Consider the following 26,448-nt stretch of genomic DNA (forward strand, 5'->3'; position numbering starts at 1 on the left):
CCCCATGTAATTTTAAAGCGGATTTTTCTAAAACCCCAAGTTATTTTACATTAGGATTATTCTTTAGTTGATATATTATTAACATATATTAATAATATTAGCGACACAAACATAGTAAATACAATAAAGCAAACAATGATGAGTGGTGGTATCTTATGCACGAACCATAAAATAGTCGCTAGAGATAAGCCAAAGAAAATCACCCAAATGCCTAAGATAATCTCAATTTTTCTAATGTTATATTTGTTTTTTTCAGATTCAGAAAGTATGTTATAACCCGCAATCAAAAATCTTCCTTTGCCTATCAATATTAGAATTCCGCATATCAATATCGGAATAGTTGCAAGTATAACAATTAATTTATCATTCATGTTTATTAATAGCTCCTGACCTTAGTGTACACGGCCGCACCTAGTGCTATTGCACCTCCAGCGGCAACAAATACAGCAACTGTTCCTACAACAATATGTACAGTCGCTGCTACCCAAGCAATAGCTGGAACAACAAACACTGCTTGTGGTGTAGCTCCTGAACTTGGATCATTTTCAAAAGTTGGAGCCATATCTTTATATTGTGGATTCATTGAATCTAACATTCCACCCGCTTCAACTTTTTGCACAAGTCTATAAGCTGTTTCTTCTGAAACTCCAGTAGAGCAAATCCTTTCAATTAATTCAATATCAGGTTGTTCAGATGTAGTTTCTGCATATACTTTTGCAATTCCTGTTGAGGTAATAGTTATTGTTGTTGAAATAATTATACTTAACGCAAATGCTAATGTCTTTCTCCTTTTCGACCCTCCTATTTTCTGCTACTTCTTAAAAATTAACTTTACTAGATGAATAATTCCAAGTATTAAGATAATGATAAGTAATACGCGAATAATAATGTCCATATATATGGTTGATGCACCTAATGATAAGATATCTGTCATTTCTTCCTCCTTTATATCCTTTCAATTTTAAAATTATAGATGATGCTAGAAAATAAAGTCCTTAAATTCAAGTTGTATACTTTCTAGCACATAGATGATAAATATTATACTTTTTCATACAATGCGATCTACCGCATTCTTTTTATAGTTTCATCATATAAACTTCATCGTAGAATACAAGTCTATTATTGGTACAAAAAAAGAGTTACAATAATTATATTGAACTTCTAATTCATTTATGTCGAAATATTACTTTTTCGACATTTTTATATTCCGTACGAAACGTTTTCATATATCCTCACTCTTTTTGTCTGATATCATTCATTTCTTCTTTCTATTTCGAGCTTTATCTATAAAACTTGAAAAAAGGTATCCACTACGAATGTGGATACCTTTTAATATGGCGCCTTAAACAGGGCTCGAACCTGTGACCTAGCGGTTAACAGCCGCTCGCTCTGCCGACTGAGCTATTAAGGCACGTGACTATATTACCATTTCTATATAATCATCGCAACACCTTTTTTCATTATTTGAAGAAAAGTTGATTTAAATTATTTGAAATTATTTATTGACTGACGGTCAAATGGATGCTAGTATATGGTTGTACAGTCAGAAGACTATAAGGAGGAACTTATATGGGTCTCATTTCTACTGCTTTATTATCCGCTAGTTCAACACTTAGCGATTCTTGGAAAGAGTATTTCTATTGTGATGCTATTCCATCTGATGTATTTGTTGTGAAAGGTATTAAGAGAAACTCTGGAGGATTCTTCAGTGGCAATAAGGGAAGCGACAACATCATCACTGACGGTTCAGTTATTGCTGTTGCTGATGGCCAAGCAATGATTATCGTTGAACAGGGACAAATCGTTGATATTTGTGCTGAACCTGGCGAATTCAAATATGACTCTTCTACACAACCATCTGTATTCACAGGTAGCCTTGGTGAAGGCGTTAAGAGAATGTTTGAAGAATTTGGTCGCCGTTTCACATTCGGTGGACAACCTGCCGCAGACCAACGTATCTATTATGTAAACACAAAGGAATTAGTTGGTGTAAAGTATGGAACTCCAGCTCCAATCCCATTTAGAGTTGTTGATGCTCGTGCAGGTATTGATATCGATGTATCGATGAAGTGCTTTGGTGAATACAGCTTGCATGTATGCGATCCAGTATTGTTCTATACAAACGTTTGTGGCAACGTATCAGACAGCTACAAGTTAAGTGATCTCAACGATCAGTTACGCGCTGAATTACTCACTGCTTTACAACCAGCATTCGGTAAGTTAAGCGAACAAGGTATCCGTTACTCTCAGATTCCAGCACACACAACTGAATTAGCTGCAGCTCTGAACGAAGAACTCAGCAGTAAGTGGAGAGAAAAGCGTGGTATCGAAATCGTATCCTTCGGCGTATCTTCTATCAAGGCCGATGAAGCTGATGAGGAAATGCTCAAGCAAATGCAACGTAACGCTGCATACACAGATACAAACTTAGCTGCCGCAACACTTGTTGGTGCACAAGCACAAGCAATGCAAGATGCTGCCAAGAATGCTAACGGTGCTGCGATGGGATTCATGGGAATGAACGCTGCACAAAGTGCTGGTGGTATCAATGCTAACGCATTATACCAAGCAGGTCAGGCACAAAAGGCTGCTAATAGCGGTGATAAATGGTTCTGCCCAGAATGTGGTAATGAGAATCATTCAAACTTCTGCTCTAATTGCGGAACAAAGAAACCTGAATAACATTTAAAACGATAAGAACCCGTTCTATCGGGTTCTTTTTCTCAATTGAAAGGGGAATATTATGGCAAATAACGCTTTAACAAATTTCCAATGTCCAAATTGTAATGGTCCTCTTACCTTTGATCCAGCATCACAGAAGTTAAAATGTGGTAACTGCGGCAGTACTTTTGCTCCTGCCGAAATCGAAGAACACTACGATAAACAAGTAGCACTATCCATTGAAGAAGGGCAAAAAGAATACAGTGCAGATGATACGCTACAGTGGAGTGAAGAGGATGAACAAAACCTGCGTGCATACAACTGTCCATCTTGTGGCGCACAGTTAATTACAGATAAGAATACTGCTGCGACAAGTTGCCCATATTGTGGTAACCCTACGATTGTTCCTGCACAGTTCAGTGGTGCATTAAAACCTGACTATGTGATTCCATTTAAGATGAATAAAGATGCAGCCATCAAGAAATTGTCTGATTTCTACGGTGGGAAACCACTATTGCCAGATGCCTTCAAGGAACGTAACCACATTGAAGATATCAAGGGTGTATATGTACCATTTTGGCTCTATGATGGTACAGCAGATGTAGACATGGCCTTCCGCGGTACAATTTCACATTCTCATCGTGAGGGTGACTACACAGTCACTGTTACTGAAAACTACTCTATCCTGCGTCAAGGAACCGTACAGTTCAATCGTGTTCCTGCTGATGGATCAAGTAAGATGCCAGATGAGTTCATGGACGCAATCGAACCATATAACTATAACGAAATGATTCCATTTGAAATGGGATATATGACTGGATACCTTGCGGACAGATACGATGTAACTGCAGAACAAGATCGTAATCGTGTCAATACACGTATGCGTACATCTTCAGCAGATAAAATTCGAGAAACTGTTAGAGGCTATCATACTCTACTCCCACGTCGTTCAAACATCTATATTCGAGAAGATAAAGTACACTATGCATTCTTGCCAGTATGGATGCTTACCACAAAATGGCAAGGTAAGACATACATGTTCGCAATGAATGGTCAAACAGGAAAGATGATTGGCGATGACTTACCAATCGACACTGGAAAAACTGTTCTTTACTTCTTTGGCATTCTACTCATCGGTATGATATTGACTGGCATACTGCTGTTTGTGGCATTTTAGGAGGTACGCATTATGAAGAAAAAATTACTAGCACTTGCTGCGGCATTTACTTTCTTGCTATGCATGTTACCAAGTTTCTTGCTACCAACAAGAGCAGATGCGAATGATTACATCGTTGATGAATATGGTTTATTAACAAACGCAGAAATACAAGCACTCAATAACATCGCAAAAGACTACAGTGATAAATATAAAATTGGTTTCTACATCCGTATTATGAATTCTCACGGTTCTCAGACTATCGAGCAATATTCCGAAAGTATCTTCAATTCCGAAGGTCTTGGAATCGGTGATGAAAAAGAAGGCATCATGCTAACTCTAACGATGGAAGACCGTAAGTTTGATATTACAGTACACGGTAAAAAAGCGAATAAAATTTTCGACGCAAGAGCGAGAGAAAATATCGCAAGTGCTGTCGTATATGATCACTTAAAATATAACGAATATGGAGAAGGCGCAAAAGTATTCCTTGATGAATGCTCAAGTACAATCGTTACACCTTATATTATCAAGGGTAGCATCACTGCAATTGTTCCACTCATTATTTCTATTGTCACAATCTTATTCTTTAGAAGTAAACATAAGACAAAAGGTATTTCACATGAAGCGTATGCATACATACCGCAAGGCGGTCTAAAACTTCAAAGGGCACAAGATATGTATCTATACCGCTCTGAGACACGCACGTATAATCCTCCAGCTAAGAGTAGCGGTGGAGGTGGAGGTTTCCACTCTAGTAGTGGTGGTGGATTTGGTCATACAAGCGGACACTTCTAATACACCAAAGGCTTACCCATTTCGGATAAGCCTTTTACTTTACCACCGCAATTGCGATGCCATCCCCCACATCAAGATGAAATGTTGTTTCAAAACGAGAATCTGTTTTGAGATATTCACGGAACTTTAAAATTTTGCGAGTCAATTGTACGGTAGAACGATTTTGTGAAAGTTCAGGACATTCTACAATGCCATGAAACTGCAAATTATCAAAGAAGAAAACCGTACCCTTTCTTGTATTTTTTAAGAAGTGTTCCATATACTTGCGATACTGAGACTTCGCAGCATCTATAAAAATTAAGTCATAGATTTTCTTCGTTTCAAATTGGTATGCATCTTGTAAGTATGCATGTACTCTATCCTGCAAACCTGCATGCATGATATTATTCTTCGCTTGTTCATACATAATAGGATTAATTTCCACCGTATCGATGGTCATATCCCAACGCAAACTTGCCATCTGAATTGCTGAGTAACCTACCGCAGTACCAATCTCTAATATATCGCGTATCCCTTCATGACTACGTATATATTCCAACAAGAATTCCATCCCATCATCCAACATGATTGGGACATGTTCCTTTCGTGCTTTATCGTGTATTTCCTGTAATCTAACTTCATCCATATAGACAGTATAATATATTATTTGCGTGCGGTACATGTTAGAATGTAAGGATAAAGAAATGGAGGGAGGTCCTATGTTAACACTTGAATTTGTACGTGCTTTTATTGGTGAGAAAATGTTTGCTAGAGGTATGCAAGAGTATACTGAAGCCAATGTCTTTAACATGGAAATTACCGAAAATAATGAACATTACAAGCTGATTACAGCTAATGTTCAAGGTGAGGAGTATTACAGTGTTCATGTTGTTAACATAGAGTTAAGCCCCCAAAACGAATGGATTACAAAGATGTCCTGTGATTGCGAGTATTTTGATTATCGCCATACCCCTTGTAAACATATCGCAGCAGTACTTATTGCCTACGTAAAACGCGACGAAGCACAGCCTGAACCTTCCTTGCGAAAGAAACATACCGATAAATCATTTAAAGAGTTCTTATCGAGTTATCAAGCACACACAAGTAACTTTTTAGAAAGACCACTAAATATTATTTTAGAACCAGAAATTTCCCCAAAGTTCCGCAATGACATGCTTGAAGTAGGTTTTAAGATTGGTTTATTAAATGAACATCTCTATTCAATTCAAAATATTACGGAGTTTGTCGAGAATCTGGATGGTGAAAAGAGTAAGAAATATGGAAAATCTTTAGAGTTTACCCATACACTACAAGCCTTTCACCCACGCTATCGCCCTCTTGTACAATATTTAGTTGATTATGTACACGATGAAACTTCCTATTCTCTTTACCAAAGTATTCCCGGGTATCGTATGATGTATGCGGCCGATTTACCACGTCGTACAATTACGGTAAAATCCTATGCAATAGATATCTTCTGGGATACCATCCAAAATATTCCATTCAACATCAAAGAGAGTTATGGTATCTTACAACCATATACTCTAGTTGATGGGCAACCATCTATGAACGCTTCTATCGAGAAAGTTGATGATGGATATCAATTTCATACAAATGTTTTACCTTATATTACCGGCAAAAAACACAGCTACTTCTTTGATAAAAGTCGTCAGATACTTTACCGTGACGTAAGGACTTCCCAATCCTTCCGTAAATTAATCGACTATTTCTATAGTGCGAAATCAGAGAATATCTTTATTGGTGAAGATGATATCGCAACCTTTGCGAAAAATGTATTCCCAATCTTGCAGAAGAATTTAACTGTTCAAACAGAAGGATTTAATCCTACTCAGTATCTTCCAGAAGTCCCTAGCTTTGAGATATATTTAGATATGCCACAAGACAACCTGATTACAGGTGAACTCTTCGCAATCTACTCCCATGGAAAATACAATGTATTCATACCTAATGATAATACAGTGAATCGTGATTTATCCATCGAAAAGAATATGGACCATTTCTTTGCCCCTTGGTTTAGTGCCTACGATTCAGCAAACTCTCGTATGGTACTAACCGATGACGATGATAAGGTATATCGCTTCATTAAATTTGGTATCCTAGAAATGCAAGCTAAAGCTGATGTATTTATCTCAGAATCTCTCAAGAAGTTAAAGATTCACAGCCACCCCCGCGTATCTATTGGCGTATCAGTGAATCATGATTTATTGCAACTAAATCTAGTCAGTGACCAAATTAATCTTAAACAGCTCAATGAAATTCTCAGTAAATATGATCCAAAGAAGAAATACTATCGTCTGAAGAGTGGTGAGTTTGTAGATATTGATGAAAAAATTCAAGCTCTTGCAAGTTTCAAAGACGCAATGAATCTTAGTAATGCACAATTTACAAGTGGCTCTATTGATATCCCTACGTATCGTGCATCCTATCTTGATCAATTATCGAAGACTTCTATCTTAGATATTCAAGCAGAAGATAATTTTAGAAAACTGATTCGCAATATGAAGGATATCGAAGATATTGAATACACTATTCCCCAGGAAATAGAGCCAATCTTGCGACCTTATCAGAAGAAAGGTTTCCGTTGGCTTTATGCACTAAAAGAAAATCATCTAGGTGGATTACTAGCGGATGAAATGGGTTTAGGTAAATCTATCCAAATCATATCTTTACTTGTGGCTTGGAAGGATCGTAAACGTGCGCTGATTGTATGTCCATCCTCCCTTGTATACAACTGGGCCAATGAAATCAATAAATTTATGCCAAATATGCATTACACAATGATTTCAGGATTCGCAAACATCCGCAAAGAACTTATTCGTACTTCATTAGAGAATGATATTCTAATTACCTCTTATGATGCGCTAAAGCGTGATATTGATATCTACCGTACAATGGAATTCTCTTGCCAAGTCATTGATGAGGCACAATACATCAAAAATGCATCTACACTAGCTGCACAATCAGTAAAAGCAATCAACAGCCACTTCCGCATTGCCTTGACAGGTACACCTATTGAAAACCGTTTAAGCGAACTCTGGTCTATCTTTGATTTTATCCTCCTAGGATTCTTCGGCTCTTATCAAAAGTTCCGTACAAACTATGAACTACCTATCGTTCGTGACCAGGATGAGTTCTTAGAAGCAGAACTACAAAAGATGGTAACCCCATTTATCCTACGTAGACGAAAGAAAGATGTATTGCATGACTTACCAGATAAGATTGAAGATGTCTATTATGGAAAACTTGAAGATGAACAAAAGAATCTCTATGAAGCACGCGTTCAGCGTCTTAAGTTAATGTTGCAAAAACAAAGTGATGAAGAATTCAAAGAAAACAAAATTGCAGTTTTGGCAGAGTTAACACGACTACGCCAACTGTGTTGTGACCCACACTTAATTTATGACCACTATAAAGGCAACTCTGCCAAGAAAGAACTCTGTTTAGATATCGTAGAAAATGCAATCGAAGAAGGACATAAGATATTACTCTTCTCTCAATTTACTTCTATGTTAGATACCTTAACTGAGGAGTTTGATAAGAAGGGTATTCGTTACCATAAGCTTGTCGGATCCACTCCACAACGTGAACGTGCACAGATGGTAGAATCCTTTCAAAAGGATGATGTGCCTATCTTCTGTATCTCTTTAAAGGCAGGTGGCACCGGTCTAAATCTTACTGCAGCAGATATCGTTATTCACTATGATCCTTGGTGGAATACTGCTGTTGAAAACCAGGCAAGTGACCGTGCACATCGTATTGGTCAAACAAATGTAGTAAATGTCTTCCGTTTAATCATCAAGGATACAATCGAAGAGAGAATCATCCAGCTACAAAAGGAGAAATCAAGCCTAGCTGACCGCATTCTATCTGGTGAAGGTGTATCCAGTGCCACACTATCTAGACAGGATTTGTTAGAACTACTCTAAAACAAAAGAGACCGCGAGGTCTCTTTCATTATTTACGATAGGTTAAGAACTGATTATTCTTATCCGCAAGCCACTTATTTTCACCAATTTGGTACCAAGTGTAATCACTTGTTTTTTCAATAGAAAGTACAGTAAACTTCTCTCCATGTTTTGCACTTCCTACTACATTAAAGTTTGTGCCTGCACCTGCACGAATATTCAAGGAGTCAATTACAACTTCAACTTCACCTAGCGTCTCCGGAGTAGGCTCTGGAGTTGTAGAAGTTTCTGGAGTAGCTGTAGGTTCTGGTGTCGCATCAGAGTTTGCAACTACGCTAGTTGTCTCGTTCTTAGAGCCAAAGAGTGATTTGAAATCAAACTTTCCACCCATTGAATCATATACAATCCAAAATAGGCCAGCCAATAACATTAATGTTAAAAGCACGATTAATAGTTTCACAAAGAAACTTCCTCCCTTGGATTCCTCTTCTTCAATATCATCTGCAGCTTCATCATTATCATCAAACAATTCCTTCTTGATAACTTGGGTTGCAGAAGAACGTACCTCTTGTTCATGAGAAGTTGGTGCTGACTCTTCCTTCACTGTTGGAAGCGATAATGTATCCTCAATTTCATCAGATACTGTTGGTATCTGCATCGTATTTTCATCAGAACCTGATGTAGATGGTAAATCCGGGAATTGTACTTCCTTACTCTCTTCTTGTGGAAGAGCTGGTGTTTCTACAGGTTTAGCAGTTTCTTCCGGTTGTGCGAATACACCACTGAGAATATCATCCTCTGCTGACTGTAATGCAAGGTCATCTTGCATTTTTAGAACCAGTGCACGCTGTGATACTGGATTTAACTTATCCATTAACACAATAAGTGTACCTAAGTTATATCCTCCACTCATCAATGTATCTTTAGCCTCTGTTAACCAACTCATGACAGACTGAGGTGTGCTCATCAATAGTTTTGCGCTTTCCTCAATGGATAGACCATCATATAAGTGAAGTGCTAAAGCAGCTCTAGCTCCCGTACTAAGCTTATCCATCATCTCTAATACTTGGTATTTCTTACCTTCAGCAGTTTCAGGTAAAACTGCCATATAGTTAGGAATTTCATCCGCTTCTGTATACATGTTACTGTTAGTTGTAGATTCTTCTAAAGGTAATACATGAGCAATAGCTTCCTTACGAACAATTTCTGCTGCCCAGCACTCAAACCATTCCGGATTCGTTACTTCCTTTAGACTTGAGAATACCTTCTTTAGCCCAGCCTGTTCTACTTTTCTAGCTTGTTCGTGATCGGCTACATATAATCTTGTAATAAAATACATCTTATCTGAAATACGTCTGAGTATTTCTTTTGCGGCTTCAATATCACGTTGTTTTGCCTTTATTAGTAATTCCTGTATTGTCTGATTTTCTGACATAATTCCCTCCAGTATTAATTCTTTAAACTATGTATCGGGGCTGGAATTCTTCCACCACGATTGATTAGTTTATCTGCTTTTGTCATCTTCACTGGCATAATAGGGCCTTCGCCTAATAGGCCACCAAATACTAGTTTATCCCCTGCATCCATGCCAATTGCTGGTATCAATCTGCATGCAGTTGTCTTATTGTTAATCATACCGATAGCAGCTTCATCTGCAATTATAGCAGATAGTGTCTCTGCTGTCGTATCCCCAGGCACAATAATCATATCTAATCCAACGGAACATACTGCCGTCATTGCTTCTAATTTCTCAATTGTTAGGATTCCTTGCTCTGCTGCTGAAATCATTCCAGCATCTTCTGATACCGGAATAAACGCACCAGATAAACCACCTACACTTGAAGAGGCCATGACGCCACCTTTCTTTACCGCATCGTTTAACATAGCGAGTGCTGCAGTTGTTCCAGGACCACCACAAACTTCTAGACCAATCTCTTCAAGAATTTGCGCAACAGAGTCACCTACCGCAGGTGTTGGGGCTAATGATAAGTCAACAATTCCAAACGGAACATTCAAACGCTGTGATGTTTCACGACCAACAAGTTGTCCCATTCGAGTAATCTTAAATGCAGTTTGCTTGATGCAAGCCGCAACTTCATCCATGCTCGCATGTTCTCCTAGTTTTTGTAGCGCTGCACGAACAACACCAGGTCCTGATACGCCAACATTAATAACACAGTCTGGCTCAGACACACCATGGAAAGCCCCTGCCATAAATGGGTTATCTTCAACCGCATTGCAGAATACAACAAGTTTTGCTGCACCAAAGCAGTTATTATCCTTTGTAATCTCTGCACACTCACGAACAATCTGCCCCATTACCTTAACTGCATCCATATTAATTCCAGCTTTCGTAGAACCAATATTAACACTTGAACAAACTATATCTGTTTCCTTTAAAGCTTGTGGAATCGACATAATCAGTTCACGATCTCCCTGTGTCATTCCCTTTTGAACCAAAGCAGAATACCCACCAATAAAGTTAATACCAATTTCTTTTCCTGCTTTATCTAGTGTCTTTGCGTATTTTACACAATCACCACCCGAAACACTCTGTAATAATGCAATTGGTGTTACCGATACACGTTGATTAATAATTGGGATTCCATATTCACGTGAGATATCTTTTGCGACCTTTACTAGGTCTTTTGCTTTTGTTGTAATTTTCTTGTAAATCTTTTCGCATGATCGATCGATGTCTTCATCTGCACAATCTAATAAGGAAATCCCCATCGTAACTGTACGAATATCTAGACAATCCTCCTCAATCATATGAATCGTCTCTAATATATTATCACTTTCAATACGCATAGAGTCACCTATATTGTATGCATGCTATTGAAGATATCTTCATGCATGACATGTACTTTAAGATATTGCTTTTCTCCAGCAACTTCTAAATCATTAGCGACTTTACGGAAATTTTCCAGATTACTTGGGACTTCTACAATCATAATCATCGTAAATAAATCTTGCAATACCTTCTGGGTTACATCGACGATATTGATTTCTCTTTCAGCACATTTTGTTGCGATATATGCTAGAATGCCTGGCTTATCTTTGCCAACAACTGTAATGACCGCTCTCATATATTCTCCTTTATTCAGCTTGTAGTTTCTCTAGTGATAAACCACAATAATACAATTCCATCTGTAAAAATAGCTTTGTCTTCTTGATAAAATCAACAGTACTATCTTCGCATGTTGATGTTTGACTATTGTTTATAAAATCATACTGACATGCCCCTAAACTACCATTATCACCCTTCCAACTATATACATAAGTGATAGAGCGATTGCTGTAAGTAAATGTCTTATTCGCAAAATCAATGCGATAGCTTTCATTCTCGTTGAATTTATTGCTATATACATCCTCTGATTCTTTTGTGTAATTTAGTCGTGATACAAGTCTCTTCTTAAAAGTTGCTGTAATAGTATCCTCTGGAGAATCATCGTCTGTTGTCACTGTCTGAATCGAATTCGTATCAATGTCTTTGTAATATACGTATGCACTCTCAGCCTCTTTGGCTTGATCACTGATAGATACCGTTGTTTCACCAAACTTTAAGTAGTTTATTTCACTTTCATATTTAACATCAACGGACTGCCCATTTGTCGTAATTGTAGTATCAAACACTGCAGTTTCTTTTACGTAGTGCTGGTCTTCATCAAATGCCACATGAATTTCATTACTCGTAATATCAAACGAATCAAAGTTCTTTAATCCATATGAATCATATCGACTTAAGAAGATTTCTTTTGCTCGATCTGCTTGGAGTTGAATCGTATATTCATTTTTATCTTTCGTTATAGACGCAATATCTCCAGCTTCAAATACATATGGATCTAGCGGAACTAGCATCGTCTTCTTTAGATTACTAAAGTCCATATCTTCATAGTAATTAACGGAGTTATATGTATTATACAATCTACCACCATAATAATCTCCATTTAATTCCGATAACATGCCGTCCGCATTAATGTGTTGTTCATAGTGAGCACTATCACCATCTGTTTCTAACACTCCATCCATAAGATACGTATCTAATGTTTTATCGCTATATGTCATCGTGTATTTTGACTGAACACTTACTGTCCAAGAAGATTCAATCTTTCGATTTTTTAGTGTTGTAGTATATTCTCCTAATGTGGAATCATCTGTTTGAACCGTCTGTTCTACACTAGATTGTTGTTGTGATGTGTGCTTTCCACATCCTACTAATAGTAATGCGGCGATGCATAATATTTTTATCATTTTCATATGTATTTATTATATCAATCTTTAAACCCTTATACGATAGAAAGCCACAAAAATATTAAAGTATAATTGATCTTCAACAGTCTCAAAAAGAAAACCAGAAGACTTTAATCTTCTGGTAAATACATCTAATCTAATCCAAGAATATCTTTTACAGCTGTAGTAATTGTATTGACGTGAACACCATAGATAATCTGATAGCTCTTTCCATTATGAACACAGCCAATTGCCTCGAGATGCTTTTGCCACTCCTCATCTGCCACAACTTTTGCTTCGTCTTTTACTGTTACACGGAGACGTGTTGCACAGCATGTAACACTATCAATATTTTCGGCACCACCGAACGCTTCAACAATTCTTGCTTCTAAACCATCACTATTTTGAGTACCATTCTTAATTTGCTGGTATTCTTTCTTACTCATTAACTTAATATCATCATCTCCTCTTCCTGGAGTTTTAATATTAAACTTCACAATCATGAATTTGAATGCCGCATAATATACAACGAATGTTAATGGTAATAGATATAGCAATGAGAAAATATGAACTTTGTTTGGCTGGAATAAGTTTGGAATCATGAAGAATAATGCATTTCCGTTAATTGATACCTTTGTCAATTCAGTTAAGACATAGCATAATCCACAAAGTGGTGCGTATACTAACCAATATAGTACAGGAGATGCAAATAAGAATGTGTACTCAATTGGTTCGGAAATACCAACCAAAGCAAGTGTCAATACAGCAGGAATTAATAATGAAGCTACCTTCTTGCGGTTTTCAACCTTAGCACATTTGTACATTGCAAATGCTGCACCAGGTAACCCTGCAAGTTGGAATAAAATTCTTCCTGTTGTAAAGTTACGAACGATATATCCTGTTGCACTAGCAGAACCTGCTTGACCAACAATGATATTTCTTACTCCTTCATAAACTGTTCCATCAATTGTCATTGTTCCACCAACTGCAGAATACTCAATTGGGAAAGCTATTAAGTGGTGAATACCAAATGGCAGTAATGCTTTATCCACGAATCCGAATAACCATGTTCCAAAATAGCCGGAAGATGTAATTAAATGTGTTACAGATTGTAATACGCCTGCAATAAGCGGCCACACATAGTAAGTTAAAATTCCTAGTGGAATTGCAATGATTGTAATCATAATGATTACAAATTTTGTGCCTTGGAAGAAAGCAAACATGGAATTAAATTTTATCTCGCAGAATTTATTATGGATGAGACCTGCAGAAACACCAGCAATAATACCGCTGAAAATACCCATGTTGAAAGTAAATACACCTGCAACAGTATCCCATAAAGAGTTGAAATTTAATGCTGCTTCTTGTGTATAGCCAATTTCCATTAAATGCTCAACTGTAACTGTATCCGCTGTCCATCCCTGTGCTTTTGCAAATGCACCAATACATGTGATGTAGCAGAAGAACATGATAATACCACCAAATGCTGCCCAACCCTTTTCTTTCTTTGCTAAGGTGAACGCGATACCAACTGCAAACCATACAGGAAGGTAATTCATAAACATAAAGCCCATTCTCGTAAACATTGAGAAAATTGTATTTATGATATTATCTCCCGGCATAATGTAGTTTGTTACAGCAGCGCCAATACCTACATAAAAACCAACCAGTACCAATAAGATAATTGGAACCATCATTGCTCCCGCGAATGATTGTAATTTCTCCTGAATATGTTTCATTGTATCCTCCTAATTATGAATTTAGTTTAACAAGGAAAACGCTTACAAATTTTATCTTGAGATAACACTTCATTGTGGTAATTATATACAAACATATATATTCATGCATATAATGATACCAACGGAGTATCTATACTACATGTCACTAAACATCGCCAATATTGCTATCGCAATGCTAACTGAAAAAACCACATTTACTTATGAAGTTATTTCTCACAAAGTTAATCTATCGAATAAGACTATTCGAAATAACATGCCTGAGATTATTTTGCTATTCAATAATTTTAATATCACAATACAGAAAAGTCCTGGAATTGGTATTCGTGTACTAGGATCCAAAGAGAACATTTTAAAGTGCTATAAACACTGTGAAAATTTGATTCATAAAAGTACACAAATTTCATCAGAAATTCGTCAAAATATAATATCTTTTCTCTTATTAAATAGTTTTCGTAAAATCACTATTTCCATGCTAGAAAGGAAGTTATATATTACCCGTCCAAGCATCTATAATGATCTGAAACGAATCAAAGAATTCTTTGCAAAATATTCAATTACGCTGACTAAAAGTAGAAAGACCGGCTTATCTATTTCTTCTGGTGAAAAACGAATTCGGCATTGCCTTTTAGATTTAACTTTCCTTATGTTAGATTCTCAGTTGTCTGCATACTCTTTAGTTCCAGAAATATATCAATATTTAACTGATATAGTTAAGTCCTCTGACATACAAAAGATACGTAAGTTTATTCTTACGACCACTAAAGAAACTTCGACTAATATTACAGAAAGTGATTTGTATCGTGCTAGCTTATTTATTTATATTGCATTCTTTAGAATGCAGAATCAACATTTCACTTCTTTGAATACAAGTATTGAGCACAAAATCAAAAATATCAAAGTTAGAAATTATCTTGCCAATCATCTAAAAGAACTTTCACATTTTTATAGTGTAAATCTATCTGAAGAAGAGACAATTTATATTACCGCACAGTTATCCGTATATCTAAACTCACAGGATGAATTTGTTTATCATGAGTTTGAAAATCCTATATCCACAATTGACCTAACCCACCAATTTACTAAGCACCTTAACACTATTGTGAAAATCAACAATACAAAAGCGTTTGAACAAAAATTATTTCCTTTTTTAGAAAAGACAATTCAAAAATTCAATTTTGACTATGACTGTTATAACCCAAACACAAATATTATCATACAAAGATATCCAAGATTATTTAAACTTGCTAGTTCCATTAATACATTTACTGAGCAAACTAAATATCTAACCCTCCCTAATGACGCAATTGCGACAATTACTTTGTTACTTGCTGCAGTGCAAGAAAAACAAACGGATACAATTACATGTGGTTTTTGGTCACAAGTACATCCATTTAAGAAAGAACTATTTTTAAATATTCTCCATTCATCAATCTTGCATGTAAAGCTAATTGATATACAAAGCGAAGCCGAATTACAATCCTTTAAAGGAGATTTAATTCTAAGTACTACAGAAGAGATCTCTACAAATCTAGAAGTAATTCCTATTCCTGAACTAATAAATCAGGAATTTATCCATCTATTAAACGAAAAAATACTTGATATACGGCAAGAAAAAAGAGTTTCATTTTTTCGATAAAAATCAAACTCTCCATTCTCCATTTTCCATTAACAATTTTATTTCGTTATTCTTTGAAATAGCTTGAATCGTTATACTATCATCACCAAACATAACATCTATATGATAATTAGAATAATTTAATCCAAGTTTTTCAAATTCTTCTTTTTCAAATTTTGTTTCATGATTAATGCTGCATGGATAAGCACAGCCAAGTGCTAGATGACATGCGGCATTTTCATCTAATAATGTAGATTGAAAAACCACACATGTCTTAGAGATCTCTGTTTCTCCTGGTAAGATTGCAATCTCCCCAGGATAATGATTACTCTCATCTAAATTAATTATTTCATCTATGATTGAATGATTGTCTTTGGGATAATAATCTATAACTTTACCATTTTCGAAATTTAACTGGAAATCATCAATTATTCTTCCACCATAGCAAAGTGGCTTAGTATTACACATAATACCCGTTATGCCTGTTTTCTTTGGTGCAGTGAAAATCTCTTGGGTTGGGAAGTTTGGCATGTAGCGTATTCCTGTATTTGTAATTTCGCATCCACCTGTCCACTTATGATTCTCAACTAGTTCAACATCTAGTCTTGATTTCCGCGTTATAAATATAAGTGATTTAAATTGTTGTAAATCTAGATACTTCACTCTATTTTGAATATTATTAATTCGCTGATTCCACTTATCAATAGCATCATCTACATTCGCAAGTGTAATCTGAAAATATATTTCCCAAAGCTTATCCAATGGATTTTTTTCTTTTGGGAAAATAGATTCTGCCCAATATTGAGTAGGTATGACTGTTTTACAAGATACTACATTACCGATTTCTCTTTTTTTATTTCTGAATAATATATTATATTTCTTTTCAATATTCTTTAACTTTCCCAACTCATCCTTTTTACATTCATCATAATAGTCGATACCTCTTTTAGCCTCAAAAAAGGCACAATTATGTTTTAATAGATTTATTTTATTTTTCGTTATTTCTTCTAAATACTTATCATAGTTTTGATAATCATTTGAATATTTCTCTAATAATTGATCATATCCATCTGTAAATTGATATATTACATTAGCTACTTCAAGCTGCTTTGCTTTCTCATCAATGATCTCTCTTAATGATGCGTACTCTAAAGGGATGGTTACATATAGTATTTGTTTAGGTTGCACATTAACACCTACATTTAACCATATATTAACTAGATTACTGAGATATTTTTCCATATAATTCTCCTACCTTTTATATTATACATTTATCATGGTAAACTATAACTTCTCTTTGCCACATAACTCGGGAAACAAAATACAGAGATGCCTTCAGTTAGTATTTAAAAACTAATTCCTTTTAATTTTGTATAAAATTACCACATCCAATGGGTATACATTAGCGAAAACAAATACATAATTTCTTTTATAATTCATTTGTCAGGAGGTACTATGGAATTTGTAAACTATCAACCAACAAAGATTATATTTGGGGAAAATAAAGTCGATGCATTACATAAATATATTCTTCCTTATGGTAAAAAAGTTTTTATCATAGGCCCAATTTTATGTGACCCTCTTAAACCACTTCTATCAAGACTTGAAAAATCACTTATAAACGAAGTATCATTTCATACCTTTTATAAAGTTGAATCAAATCCTTCAATCAATACTGTTGAAAATGCACTCACAAAAATGCGTAATTTTAAACCGGATATCATTGTTGGTATTGGTGGTGGATCAGTAATAGATGTATCAAAAATTTGCTCTTTTCTTTACAATAATCCAAATTATACATGGAATTATCTGTTTTCCACATTTGACGATTTCCGTACTTCTTATGAGGAGATTAGAAATAAATTGCCAGTAATTGCAATTCCCACAACTTCTGGTACAGGTTCACAGTGTACTCAAGCATGTGTGATAACAGATAACGATAAACTAAAAAAGACTATCTTTCATCAGAATTTATATCCAACATTGGCTATTCTTGATCCAACACTTACGTTGTCTCTTCCGCTATCAATTACAAAAGCTACTGCATTCGATGCATTCTCACATTGTATAGAGTCATTTCTAAGAACGAGCAATCCGTTGTGTAACCTATATGCAAAGGAAGGAATTAAAAAAATAGTCCACAATTTACCTCTTGTGTTAAAATCTAATGATATTAAATATCGTGCAGAATTAATGATATCAGATACATTTGGTGGTATTTCTTTAAGTAATTGTGGAGCAATGTTACCACATCCACTTTCAGAAATAATTGGAAGTTATACGAATATATGTCACGGAGAAGCTTTGGCTCTCGTATATCCTTCTTTCTTGATAAACACAACAAAAAAGTATTCTGAGAAATATGCAGAACTATCAAGGTATTTATTTCCTACAGAAATATTTAGCAATGATTTGGATGCAGCAAATTTCTTTGTTAAAACGATAATTGCATTCATGCATGAATGCAATTTGGTAAAACACATATCTGATTACAACATAGAACAAGAAACAATTGATTGGATTTATAAATTTATTACTGATATCCATCTACCGATGGAGTCGCCAGAAACTATTAATACTATTTTAAATGAAATATTATATAAAGGAGATTAGATTATGAAACACATTAAAATTGCAGCAGGACTTGCCCATATCAATTATGGAAAACTAACACAACTAGTCAAAGAAGCCGAAGAAGCTGGAGTTGACTACATTCATTCAGATGCTGCAGATATGCATGACTTACAGAATATGAAGCTAATGGGTGGTTGGCAAATTATTCAAGCTATTCGTCCAGAAGTGAAAATTCCTGTAGAATGCCACATTTACACTATTTCAATGGATAAGATGTTTATCGAACAGATTCACTCTGCTGGTGCAAATATGCTTATTATTCCAGCCGAACATTTTATCGGTGCTCAGTTAACATATATTATTAACTGGTGCAGAGAAAGAAAAATTAAGGTTGGTCTAACAATTGGATGTTATACACCATTATGCTTTGTTGAAGAATCTATTTACGATATTGATCGTCTTCAAATTGTTACACATGGTGTAGATGAAACAGACGGTGCAGATAACTGGGGATGGAGAAGAAGTGTTACAGACCTCGTTAAACGCGCTCGCAAACTGATTGATGAAAAGAATCCAAAATGTGAGCTTGCATTAGACGGTGGCCTTCGTGTAGATAACATGGAACCGTTAATCGAGTGTAATCCTGATGTAATTGTCATGTCATCTGCTTTATTCAAGGATCCGGACGGAATTACTGCAGCTGTTAAGAAGTGTCGTAAAGTTATTGATGATGCAGCCAAGAAATATAACCTAGAATAATGTTTAAATTATCTATTAAGGAAATTCTATTTCTATCACTATCTTCATTTTTAACTGCACTTGCTGTAAGATTATTTTTCATTGAATATTCTCTTACCCCAGGTGGTATTACTGGATTATCTATTACATTAAGTTCATTACTTCAATTGCCAATAGATTTGATATCACTTTGTATATCTATCCCATTATTACTTATTAGTTTCTTTATTCTAGGGAATAAATTTGTATTTAAAACAATTTTTGTAACAGTAACTATCCCTCTGTTTCTTCGCATAGTTCCACAGATTCACTTAGTAAATAATATTTTACTTGCTGCGATTCTAGGAGGCATCCTTGTAGGAGCATCTATTTCAATTGCAATATGGAATGAATGTGCAACAGGAGGCACTGATACGATAGCATATCTAATCCGGCATATTTTAAAAAAAATTGAACTTTCAAAAATAATCTTTGTAATTGATATGATTATTGTTCTTTCATCATTTCTTATTTCAAAACAAATTTATACTTCTATTTATTCGTCCATATCACTAATTGTTATTGTTATTACTATACACTTTTTAACTAAATTAAGGTCTTAAAGTTAAAAACCCGCTTCCTTTCTAAAAGGAAGTGGGTTTTAATAATTATTCTTGCTTTAAAAGTTTATCAGCAAAGAAGTCTACAGTATTTTCCACAACAATTCTTTTTACATATGCTTTATCACTATAAAATCCATAACTATGACCATCTTCTGGCGTTAAAATCACTTCAGATCCAAGCGTCTCAGCTACGCCCTTACTTACAGATGGGGAAACTGCTGTATCATCTACCGCATAAATCACCATTGAAGGGCCATTATATGATTTCTTTACTTCCTGCATTAATGTTGTGAAATCTTTTTCTTCTAAATCCGCAAACCATTTTGTACTTAATTCTTGTTTCTGACCATAAATCGTCGTGAAATCTACGTATCCATCTTTTGATTCTTGTGCTGTTTTCTTTAATAATTCCCAGTTTTCTGTTCCGCCAAACAACTTCTTTAAGTCCTCAGTATCTGCAGCAGGTGCTAATAAGCATACTGCCTTAAAGTTATCTTTCTGACTTGCTAGCATTTCCAGGGAAATTCTACCTCCCATTGAATAACCGAATATACCAACAGAATCTTTGTTTACCGTGTAATGATTATTCATGTATTTCATTGCATCTTCGGTATATTGGATCATATTTGTTAGATTATTATTTCTAAACTGTTCCTTTGAATCACCACATCCTGGATAATCCATGCGGATGCTCGCAATTCCTTTTTCAGCCAATCCCTGCGCTATCGCATCAAGTCCACCATTTTCACTTCTTGATCCACCATGTCCATGACAAATTACAACATATGGCACATTTTCTTTGTTTAAAGGCATGGTGACAGTCGCATATACATCTACATCTCCGGATTGATATATAACATCTTCCTCAGAATATTTTTCATTTGATGTTATCTCGACTGATACTTGCGAGGTTTCCTTATTCTCCTCTTTCTTACATCCTGTTAAACCGATTAGTAGAAAAACTGTTGAAAGAACACAATAAAACTTTTTCATGTATTATTATCCTCCTATTCATGATTGATGAACCGCTTTGAAGTTCATTATTGTTACTCTTATTGTATTGATATTTCACATATAAATACAATATAAAAGAGGCAATTCCCATTTGAATTACCTCATTGATATTTATTTCGATGTATTACTTCTTTGCGTATTCAGCAGCTGCTTGGCCTGCTAATCTACCAGAAGTTAAGGAGAATCCCAGACCTACACCTTCAACGTTTTGATAAGCTGCCACACTTACACCAGAAACGTTATTTCCTGTAGCGTATAGACCCTTAATTACCTTGTAATCATCTGTTAATACTTCAAGTTTATCTGTTGTATTTACTCCACCTAGAGCACCAAGTACTCCAGAGTGTCCACAAGTTACATAGAATGGACCATTTTCAACAGTATATGTTAAATCCTGTGGATCCTTAAAGAACTCTGTATCACTACCATTCTTAACGAATGTATTATACTTTGCAATCGTCTCTTTCAGTATTTCTTTATCGCATCCAATATATTCAGCTACTTCATCTAATGTCTGACAAATCTTACCCGCATTAGCATCTTCAAGTGCCTTCCAATCTGTGTTCCATGTATCTTTATCGATTGGTGCATGATAAATTGTTGGCTTGCCATTTTCATCTTTGATTCCGAAACGGTCCCAGTAATGAACCCATGAGCCTGTATTAGGTTGTGTAGTATCTGTCCAACGATCAGCAGTTGTCTGATCAAAGATTGTATATGCAAGTCCACCTTGTGCAATTACTGCAGATGAGAACTCTACTGTGTCTTTTAACAAATCTTCATTCATGAAACGTTGGCCTTGGCTATTTACCCAAAGGATAGGTGTGTTTAAACTCAATTGAGATACTGTTTCTTCTCCAGCACCTTTAGTCACTACTCCATGGTTCATTGTAAGTAGTTCACCTTTCGCAGCACCTTTATCCCACATCATTTCAATGCCTGGTAATTGGTTTCCTTTAATGACCATTGCATTGTTATATACAGTGTCACCTAGAGTTTCTTTCATGAGATCTTGATTCGCTGCGAAAGAACCTGTTGCGACAATAACCGATTTTGCATTAACTGTTAACTTACCTCCATCTTGCTTTTCACAGATAGCTCCTACAACATTACCATCTTTATCTGTGATAAGTTCTTTAGCTGTTGTATTGTATTTTACTTCTACACCATCTTTTTCAAGTTGTTCTGCAAAATGCTTAAATGGCTCTGCACCACCCCAACGATGATAGATAACATCTGTATTAAAATGTGCAATCTGTTGAGGCATTTCAGATAGATAGAACTTAACACCTTTATCCAAACAGTATGCAACTGTATTCTTAGCTTCTGATACAAAACGACGAATCAAACTACCATTTCCTAATTGACTGTTATGATCCTGCATAAATTCATACCAGTATTCTTCATTTGTCTGCATATGATCGCCATAACGTTCTTTTTGTAGTTCTGTACCAATCGCAAACATACCCTGTGCTGCGTTACCAAAACCACCAAGAACATCAGTTGCTTCAACACCAATTACCTTTGCACCTGCTTCGCTAGCTGTTAATGCCGCAAGTGTTCCAGAAGCTCCCATACCAACAACTAATACATCTGTATCTACAGTTTCATCTTCACCTTTTTTAGCTGCAGTATCCTCAACTTTTAGTCCAGCTTGTTCAAATGCGGACTTAGCGGCTTTTTTGATTGCGTTACTGGAAATTGTTGAACCAGAGACTGCATCTACATTAGGACTCTGTTTTTCTTTAATTTCCTTTGCCAATTGTTCTGCTGCTGCACCACCCTTATCAGGTGTTTCTTTAGAAGCATCAATCGTTACATCTTCAACTTTTCCGCCACTAACTTTTAGTGTAACCTTGATATCTCCACCAAAGCCTTTCTCACTTGCTGAAAATTCACCATCTTTTACTCCACCAGCTTTTTGCGTACATCCAAATAAGCTGTATGCAAGCATGGTAGATAACATTAACTTGCCAAACTTCTTCATTATTATTCCTCCCCTAAGATTTATACCTAGATAATAATATTTTGATATTTTTATCACAATGTGTATTTCTTATTTAAAAAGTGTTTTAATCTTAGGTATACAGGAACAAACATCATGGGAAAAAATAACATAAAACTATTAAAATCATCAAATGGTAAGACATCTACAATATCACTACTATATTGCGATGAAGATACCGATATTCGTCTTAAAAATCGCAGCTATCAAATGTATCCTGGATATATTGTCCTCTGCCATCCGGATATCACATGGGCATCGACTAATAAAATCACTATTATTTCTTTTCATGATTCCTTTTTTGATTCTTTATTCTATAGTCAAATTGCAGACTGTAAAATTATTTACGATTTTATCACCACTAGAAATTCATGCGAGTATGATCATTTATTTTTTAAAGCAGACCCATCTAATGATTTTAAGAATTTATTCGAATTCTTAAAACATGAAATTTATCATACAGATAGTTACTCCACAAAACTACAACATTTACTCGCAGTTGGATTATTCACTTTATTAGATCGGAAACGTCCTACAAATCTTGTTATTCAAAACTCGACCATGATTGCTAAAAATCGTTTTGGAAAGATTTTAAAGTATATGGGAGATCATTTTGATGAATGTACTCTACAAGATACTGCATCAAAATTTTCTTATAATTCTGATTATCTATCCTCAATGTTTAAGCGTATTACAGGTACCTCTTTTTCAGAGAAATTACTATATATCCGTTTAGAAGAATCTTGTCGTCTTCTAAGAACATCTAATTATTCGATTGAGGAGATTTCCTCTTTAATTGGATTTAAAGATAAAAGTTATTTCAATCGTAAATTTAAAGAACAGTATCAACTCACACCAGCAAAATGGAGAAAGTCTCAAACGAAAAAATGAGTCTGTAACGCATAACAGCCTAAAAAATAAAATGTCCAACCTCTAAATTAAGAGGGCACTTTAAAATCTCATGGGGTTGGGGGTAGGCTATAAACTTTTGTGGGCACAAAAAATCATCGTGCTCATTTTTTGTGGAGAGACCAAAATATAATAAAACCTCCATGCTATTATCTTCTTGTCTGGAGAATCAAATAGAAATGGAGGTAGCCCTATATGCCTATTTATGATTATATCATGTCAACCTATTGGCTATTTTATATTGTACTTTATTAATGAACTACGGCATGTATCACTCATCAACTTCGGACACGCAGGATTATAATTTAACTCTAAAAATTAACTTTACACTAATACTCAATTATAAGAATAAAAGGCAATCCCTCAGATAATGATCCTATGGTATTGCCCGTTATCAAATCTATCACCCACGAGATTTTATTGTGTGTTTTTTGAAAACCCCACGCTATTTTAAATTACCATTAAGAGGAAGGACATTTTATTTTTAGTTATAATTTATGTATGGACAACACAATAAATTATAATCTAACCCACGTAATAGATTATACCCCATATCAATTGCGTTTACCAATAGATTTATCATTGGTCATTGATAAACTTGATCCAATGTGGTCTTTCCTAGAGATCGTAAATAGTATCAACTTGAGGAGGTTTATCCGATCTCATAAAGGTAACCAAGGGTATAATCCTATCATGATGATGAGAGTCATTTTATTTGCGTATATGAATCATGTCTATAGTCTACGAGCCATCGAAGAAAAATGTAAGACAGATATCCGCTTTATGTATCTTTGCCAAGATGAAAGACCATCTTTCATGGCCTTTCAAAGATTCATATCGAATCAAATCAAAGGCAACGCTTCAGATATATTTACAGAGATCATGTTGGTCATCTGTAAGAAGATGAAGGTAAATACACGTATCTTATACATCGATGGAACCTCCATGGAAGCTAATGCCAATAAGTTCAGCTTCGTATGGAAGAAGACAGCTATAAAGACAAAAGATAAGACACTCACAAGAATAGCAGAGACAATTGGACAGCTTACAAAACTAACAGACATCTCCTATACAGAAAGCTATGAAGATACACAGGCTATTGGAGGATATATTGTTTCAATATACCTGTGGTGTTCAAAGAATAAAGTCAAATTCGCACTAGGGAAAGGACACCACAAGCCACCGGTACAGAAGGCATATGAGGAACTCAAAAAGCTCAATGAAAAATTGAAGGAATGCCAAGAACGTATCGATACTTGTGGAAGTGATATGAAGACATTCATTCCATTCATGGACGGTTATGAGAAAAGATATCAAGAATATCCAGGTATCGTCGTAGCAGATGCGGGATACGGAAGTTATGACAACTATATGTACTGTTTAGAAAAAGATATCGAAGGCTATCTCAAATATCAAAACTATCGATATGAAAAGACAGCCAAGTTCAAGAAAGATATCTATCGAAAAGAGAACCTGTTGAGAGAAGAAAACGGGAAATTGATATGTCCACAAGGTAGAGAGTTCGTATACAAACGTGATAGTGAAAATACAAAGACTGACTATCCATGCATTACACAGGTATGGGAATGCAAGACATGTAATAGATGTCCACTCAAAAAGGACTGTACAAAAGCCAAGAAACGAGAAGTTCATATCAATCCAATCCTCGATGAACTGAAGGCACATTCGAAGGAACTCTTAGATAGTGAAGCCGGAATACAACTAAGACAACAGAGATGTATACAAGCCGAAGGAACATTTGGAATCATCAAGAATGATTGGCAATATAACAGAATCCATAGAAGAGGAATGGAGAATGTGGAAAACGAGCTCTATTTGATCTGTATGGGATTCAATCTAATGAAATATCACCAAAAGAAGATGAGGATGATACTATCCTAAAATCACTTCCTATAGGACAGGTTGTTTTTAGTGTACCCAAAATAGATATAAAACATCTACTTTTATACTGTTTTACATCAACATATGAAAATAGCACAAGAAAAGAGGCTGTACGCCTCAAGTAAATCTTCAATTTTACGATTTCTCAATTTTTCGAACTTGAAGTTATCGTTCTATATATTCACCATTTCTCGGCACAATGATTTGACTTAGATTCTTACTAACCGCATAAGAGGTGCAAGGAGGTGTAGCCACTTTGACGGAACGAAGTGACGAAACATTCTCGGTCATGCAGCTTTTTTATGCTGACAGAGAATGAAGCTCTGCAGGACGCACGATACTCCCGATAGGAGAGTATAGAAGTGCGCCCTTTAGTTCCTAAAGGGATTTTATCAGTTCAACAAACTGGAATTGTGCGTTGAAGCGAAGCAAAATATGCACTGCAACAATAAATTTCTGTTTAACGATTTCTTTTTCCGGTATTCTCTGTCCCACGGATTTCCTCATGATAGAAATAATCTACAATCACCGGATGCCCCTGCGGGACTCTGCCATAAGGCATTTCATTATCCACAAAGGCACAATCATACTTCTTAG

Annotated in this window: 22 protein-coding genes, 1 tRNA gene and 1 pseudogene; 10 read left to right on the forward strand and 14 right to left on the reverse strand. The window is 35.5% G+C overall.

All coding sequences use genetic code 11. The annotated features are described in order from the left end of the window. Positions 1-56: 56 nt before the first annotated feature. From RWM19_RS08215 to RWM19_RS08230, 4 genes are all read right to left on the reverse strand, one after another. On the reverse strand, positions 57-371 hold the full coding sequence (locus RWM19_RS08215; protein WP_313985827.1) for a DUF3784 domain-containing protein: 315 nt from the start codon (positions 369-371) through the stop codon (positions 57-59). 5 nt (positions 372-376) lie between these two features. Next, positions 377-595 (reverse strand): hypothetical protein, encoded by a 219-nt coding sequence (locus tag RWM19_RS08220; protein ID WP_313985830.1) that lies wholly within the window; start codon positions 593-595, stop codon positions 377-379. 216 nt (positions 596-811) lie between these two features. After that, positions 812-934, reverse strand: a complete 123-nt coding sequence (locus RWM19_RS08225; protein WP_313985832.1) for a hypothetical protein — start codon at positions 932-934, stop codon at positions 812-814. 401 nt (positions 935-1,335) lie between these two features. Further along, a tRNA-Asn gene (locus RWM19_RS08230) sits at positions 1,336-1,411 on the reverse strand. 158 nt (positions 1,412-1,569) lie between these two features. Here RWM19_RS08230 and RWM19_RS08235 point away from each other — a divergent pair. The 3 genes from RWM19_RS08235 (at position 1,570) to RWM19_RS08245 (ending at position 4,615) form a co-directional block, all read left to right on the forward strand. Continuing rightward, a complete protein-coding gene (locus RWM19_RS08235) occupies positions 1,570-2,682 on the forward strand; it encodes an SPFH domain-containing protein (protein WP_313985834.1) in 1,113 nt (370 codons plus the stop codon). Between the two features lie 61 nt (positions 2,683-2,743). Next, positions 2,744-3,838, forward strand: coding sequence for a Trm112 family protein (locus tag RWM19_RS08240; RefSeq protein ID WP_313985836.1), 1,095 nt, complete (start codon positions 2,744-2,746; stop codon positions 3,836-3,838). A gap of 12 nt (positions 3,839-3,850) precedes the next feature. Beyond that, entirely contained in the window at positions 3,851-4,615 is a 765-nt protein-coding gene (locus RWM19_RS08245; RefSeq protein WP_313985838.1) for a TPM domain-containing protein, read from the forward strand. A 34-nt stretch (positions 4,616-4,649) separates the two neighbouring features. Here the strand turns inward: RWM19_RS08245 and RWM19_RS08250 are convergent, their stop codons facing one another. Then, complete coding sequence (locus RWM19_RS08250) at positions 4,650-5,240, reverse strand: O-methyltransferase (RefSeq protein WP_313985840.1); 591 nt, start codon at positions 5,238-5,240, stop codon at positions 4,650-4,652. A 73-nt stretch (positions 5,241-5,313) separates the two neighbouring features. Here RWM19_RS08250 and RWM19_RS08255 point away from each other — a divergent pair, with 73 nt between their 5' ends. Next, a complete protein-coding gene (locus tag RWM19_RS08255) occupies positions 5,314-8,541 on the forward strand; it encodes a DEAD/DEAH box helicase (RefSeq protein WP_313985842.1) in 3,228 nt (1,075 codons plus the stop codon). Between the two features lie 28 nt (positions 8,542-8,569). On the opposite strand, the gene RWM19_RS08260 is transcribed toward RWM19_RS08255, so the two are convergent. The 5 genes from RWM19_RS08260 to RWM19_RS08280 form a co-directional block, all read right to left on the reverse strand. Continuing rightward, on the reverse strand, positions 8,570-9,955 hold the full coding sequence (locus tag RWM19_RS08260; RefSeq protein WP_313985844.1) for a sigma factor-like helix-turn-helix DNA-binding protein: 1,386 nt from the start codon (positions 9,953-9,955) through the stop codon (positions 8,570-8,572). A gap of 14 nt (positions 9,956-9,969) precedes the next feature. Beyond that, on the reverse strand, positions 9,970-11,331 hold the full coding sequence (locus RWM19_RS08265; RefSeq protein ID WP_313985846.1) for a PFL family protein: 1,362 nt from the start codon (positions 11,329-11,331) through the stop codon (positions 9,970-9,972). 8 nt (positions 11,332-11,339) lie between these two features. Next, complete coding sequence (locus tag RWM19_RS08270; RefSeq protein WP_313985848.1) at positions 11,340-11,609, reverse strand: ACT domain-containing protein; 270 nt, start codon at positions 11,607-11,609, stop codon at positions 11,340-11,342. Positions 11,610-11,619: 10 nt separating this feature from the next. Continuing rightward, positions 11,620-12,780, reverse strand: a complete 1,161-nt coding sequence (locus RWM19_RS08275; protein WP_313985851.1) for a hypothetical protein — start codon at positions 12,778-12,780, stop codon at positions 11,620-11,622. Positions 12,781-12,905: 125 nt separating this feature from the next. Further along, entirely contained in the window at positions 12,906-14,492 is a 1,587-nt protein-coding gene (locus tag RWM19_RS08280) for a PTS transporter subunit EIIC (RefSeq protein ID WP_294022459.1), read from the reverse strand. A gap of 139 nt (positions 14,493-14,631) precedes the next feature. On the opposite strand from RWM19_RS08280, the gene RWM19_RS08285 reads away from it, so the two are divergent. After that, positions 14,632-16,128 carry a PRD domain-containing protein gene (locus RWM19_RS08285; protein WP_294022458.1) on the forward strand — a complete coding sequence of 499 codons (1,497 nt, stop codon included), beginning with the start codon at positions 14,632-14,634 and terminating at the stop codon, positions 16,126-16,128. Between the two features lie 3 nt (positions 16,129-16,131). On the opposite strand, the gene RWM19_RS08290 is transcribed toward RWM19_RS08285, so the two are convergent. Further along, on the reverse strand, positions 16,132-17,349 hold the full coding sequence (locus RWM19_RS08290) for an aminopeptidase (RefSeq protein WP_313985856.1): 1,218 nt from the start codon (positions 17,347-17,349) through the stop codon (positions 16,132-16,134). 213 nt (positions 17,350-17,562) lie between these two features. On the opposite strand from RWM19_RS08290, the gene RWM19_RS08295 reads away from it, so the two are divergent. Genes RWM19_RS08295 through RWM19_RS08305 form a run of 3 tightly spaced genes read left to right on the forward strand, consistent with a single transcriptional unit; the run spans position 17,563 to position 20,021 of the window. Continuing rightward, complete coding sequence (locus RWM19_RS08295; RefSeq protein WP_313985859.1) at positions 17,563-18,720, forward strand: iron-containing alcohol dehydrogenase; 1,158 nt, start codon at positions 17,563-17,565, stop codon at positions 18,718-18,720. 3 nt (positions 18,721-18,723) lie between these two features. Then, complete coding sequence (locus RWM19_RS08300; RefSeq protein WP_294022455.1) at positions 18,724-19,440, forward strand: ribulose-phosphate 3-epimerase; 717 nt, start codon at positions 18,724-18,726, stop codon at positions 19,438-19,440. Continuing rightward, entirely contained in the window at positions 19,440-20,021 is a 582-nt protein-coding gene (locus tag RWM19_RS08305) for a YitT family protein (protein WP_294022454.1), read from the forward strand. Before RWM19_RS08300 ends, RWM19_RS08305 begins: the two co-directional genes overlap by 1 nt. Before the next feature lie 45 nt (positions 20,022-20,066). On the opposite strand, the gene RWM19_RS08310 is transcribed toward RWM19_RS08305, so the two are convergent. Together RWM19_RS08310 and RWM19_RS08315 are read right to left on the reverse strand one after the other, a co-directional pair. Further along, entirely contained in the window at positions 20,067-21,014 is a 948-nt protein-coding gene (locus RWM19_RS08310; RefSeq protein WP_313985863.1) for an alpha/beta fold hydrolase, read from the reverse strand. Positions 21,015-21,159: 145 nt separating this feature from the next. Continuing rightward, positions 21,160-23,022: an FAD-dependent oxidoreductase gene (locus RWM19_RS08315; protein ID WP_313985866.1), complete on the reverse strand. Its 1,863-nt coding sequence runs from the start codon at positions 23,020-23,022 to the stop codon at positions 21,160-21,162. 114 nt (positions 23,023-23,136) lie between these two features. Between RWM19_RS08315 and RWM19_RS08320 the strand changes: the two genes are divergently transcribed. After that, positions 23,137-23,931, forward strand: coding sequence for an AraC family transcriptional regulator (locus tag RWM19_RS08320; protein WP_313985868.1), 795 nt, complete (start codon positions 23,137-23,139; stop codon positions 23,929-23,931). 624 nt (positions 23,932-24,555) lie between these two features. Continuing rightward, a complete protein-coding gene (locus tag RWM19_RS08325; protein ID WP_313985871.1) occupies positions 24,556-25,851 on the forward strand; it encodes a transposase in 1,296 nt (431 codons plus the stop codon). Between the two features lie 460 nt (positions 25,852-26,311). Here the strand turns inward: RWM19_RS08325 and RWM19_RS09025 are convergent. Continuing rightward, positions 26,312-26,448 (reverse strand): annotated as a pseudogene (locus tag RWM19_RS09025) (radical SAM mobile pair protein B); the annotation flags it as partial.

The sequence above is a fragment of the uncultured Solobacterium sp. genome, assembly GCF_963517755.1.
Lineage (GTDB): Bacteria > Bacillota_I > Bacilli_A > Erysipelotrichales > Erysipelotrichaceae > Bulleidia.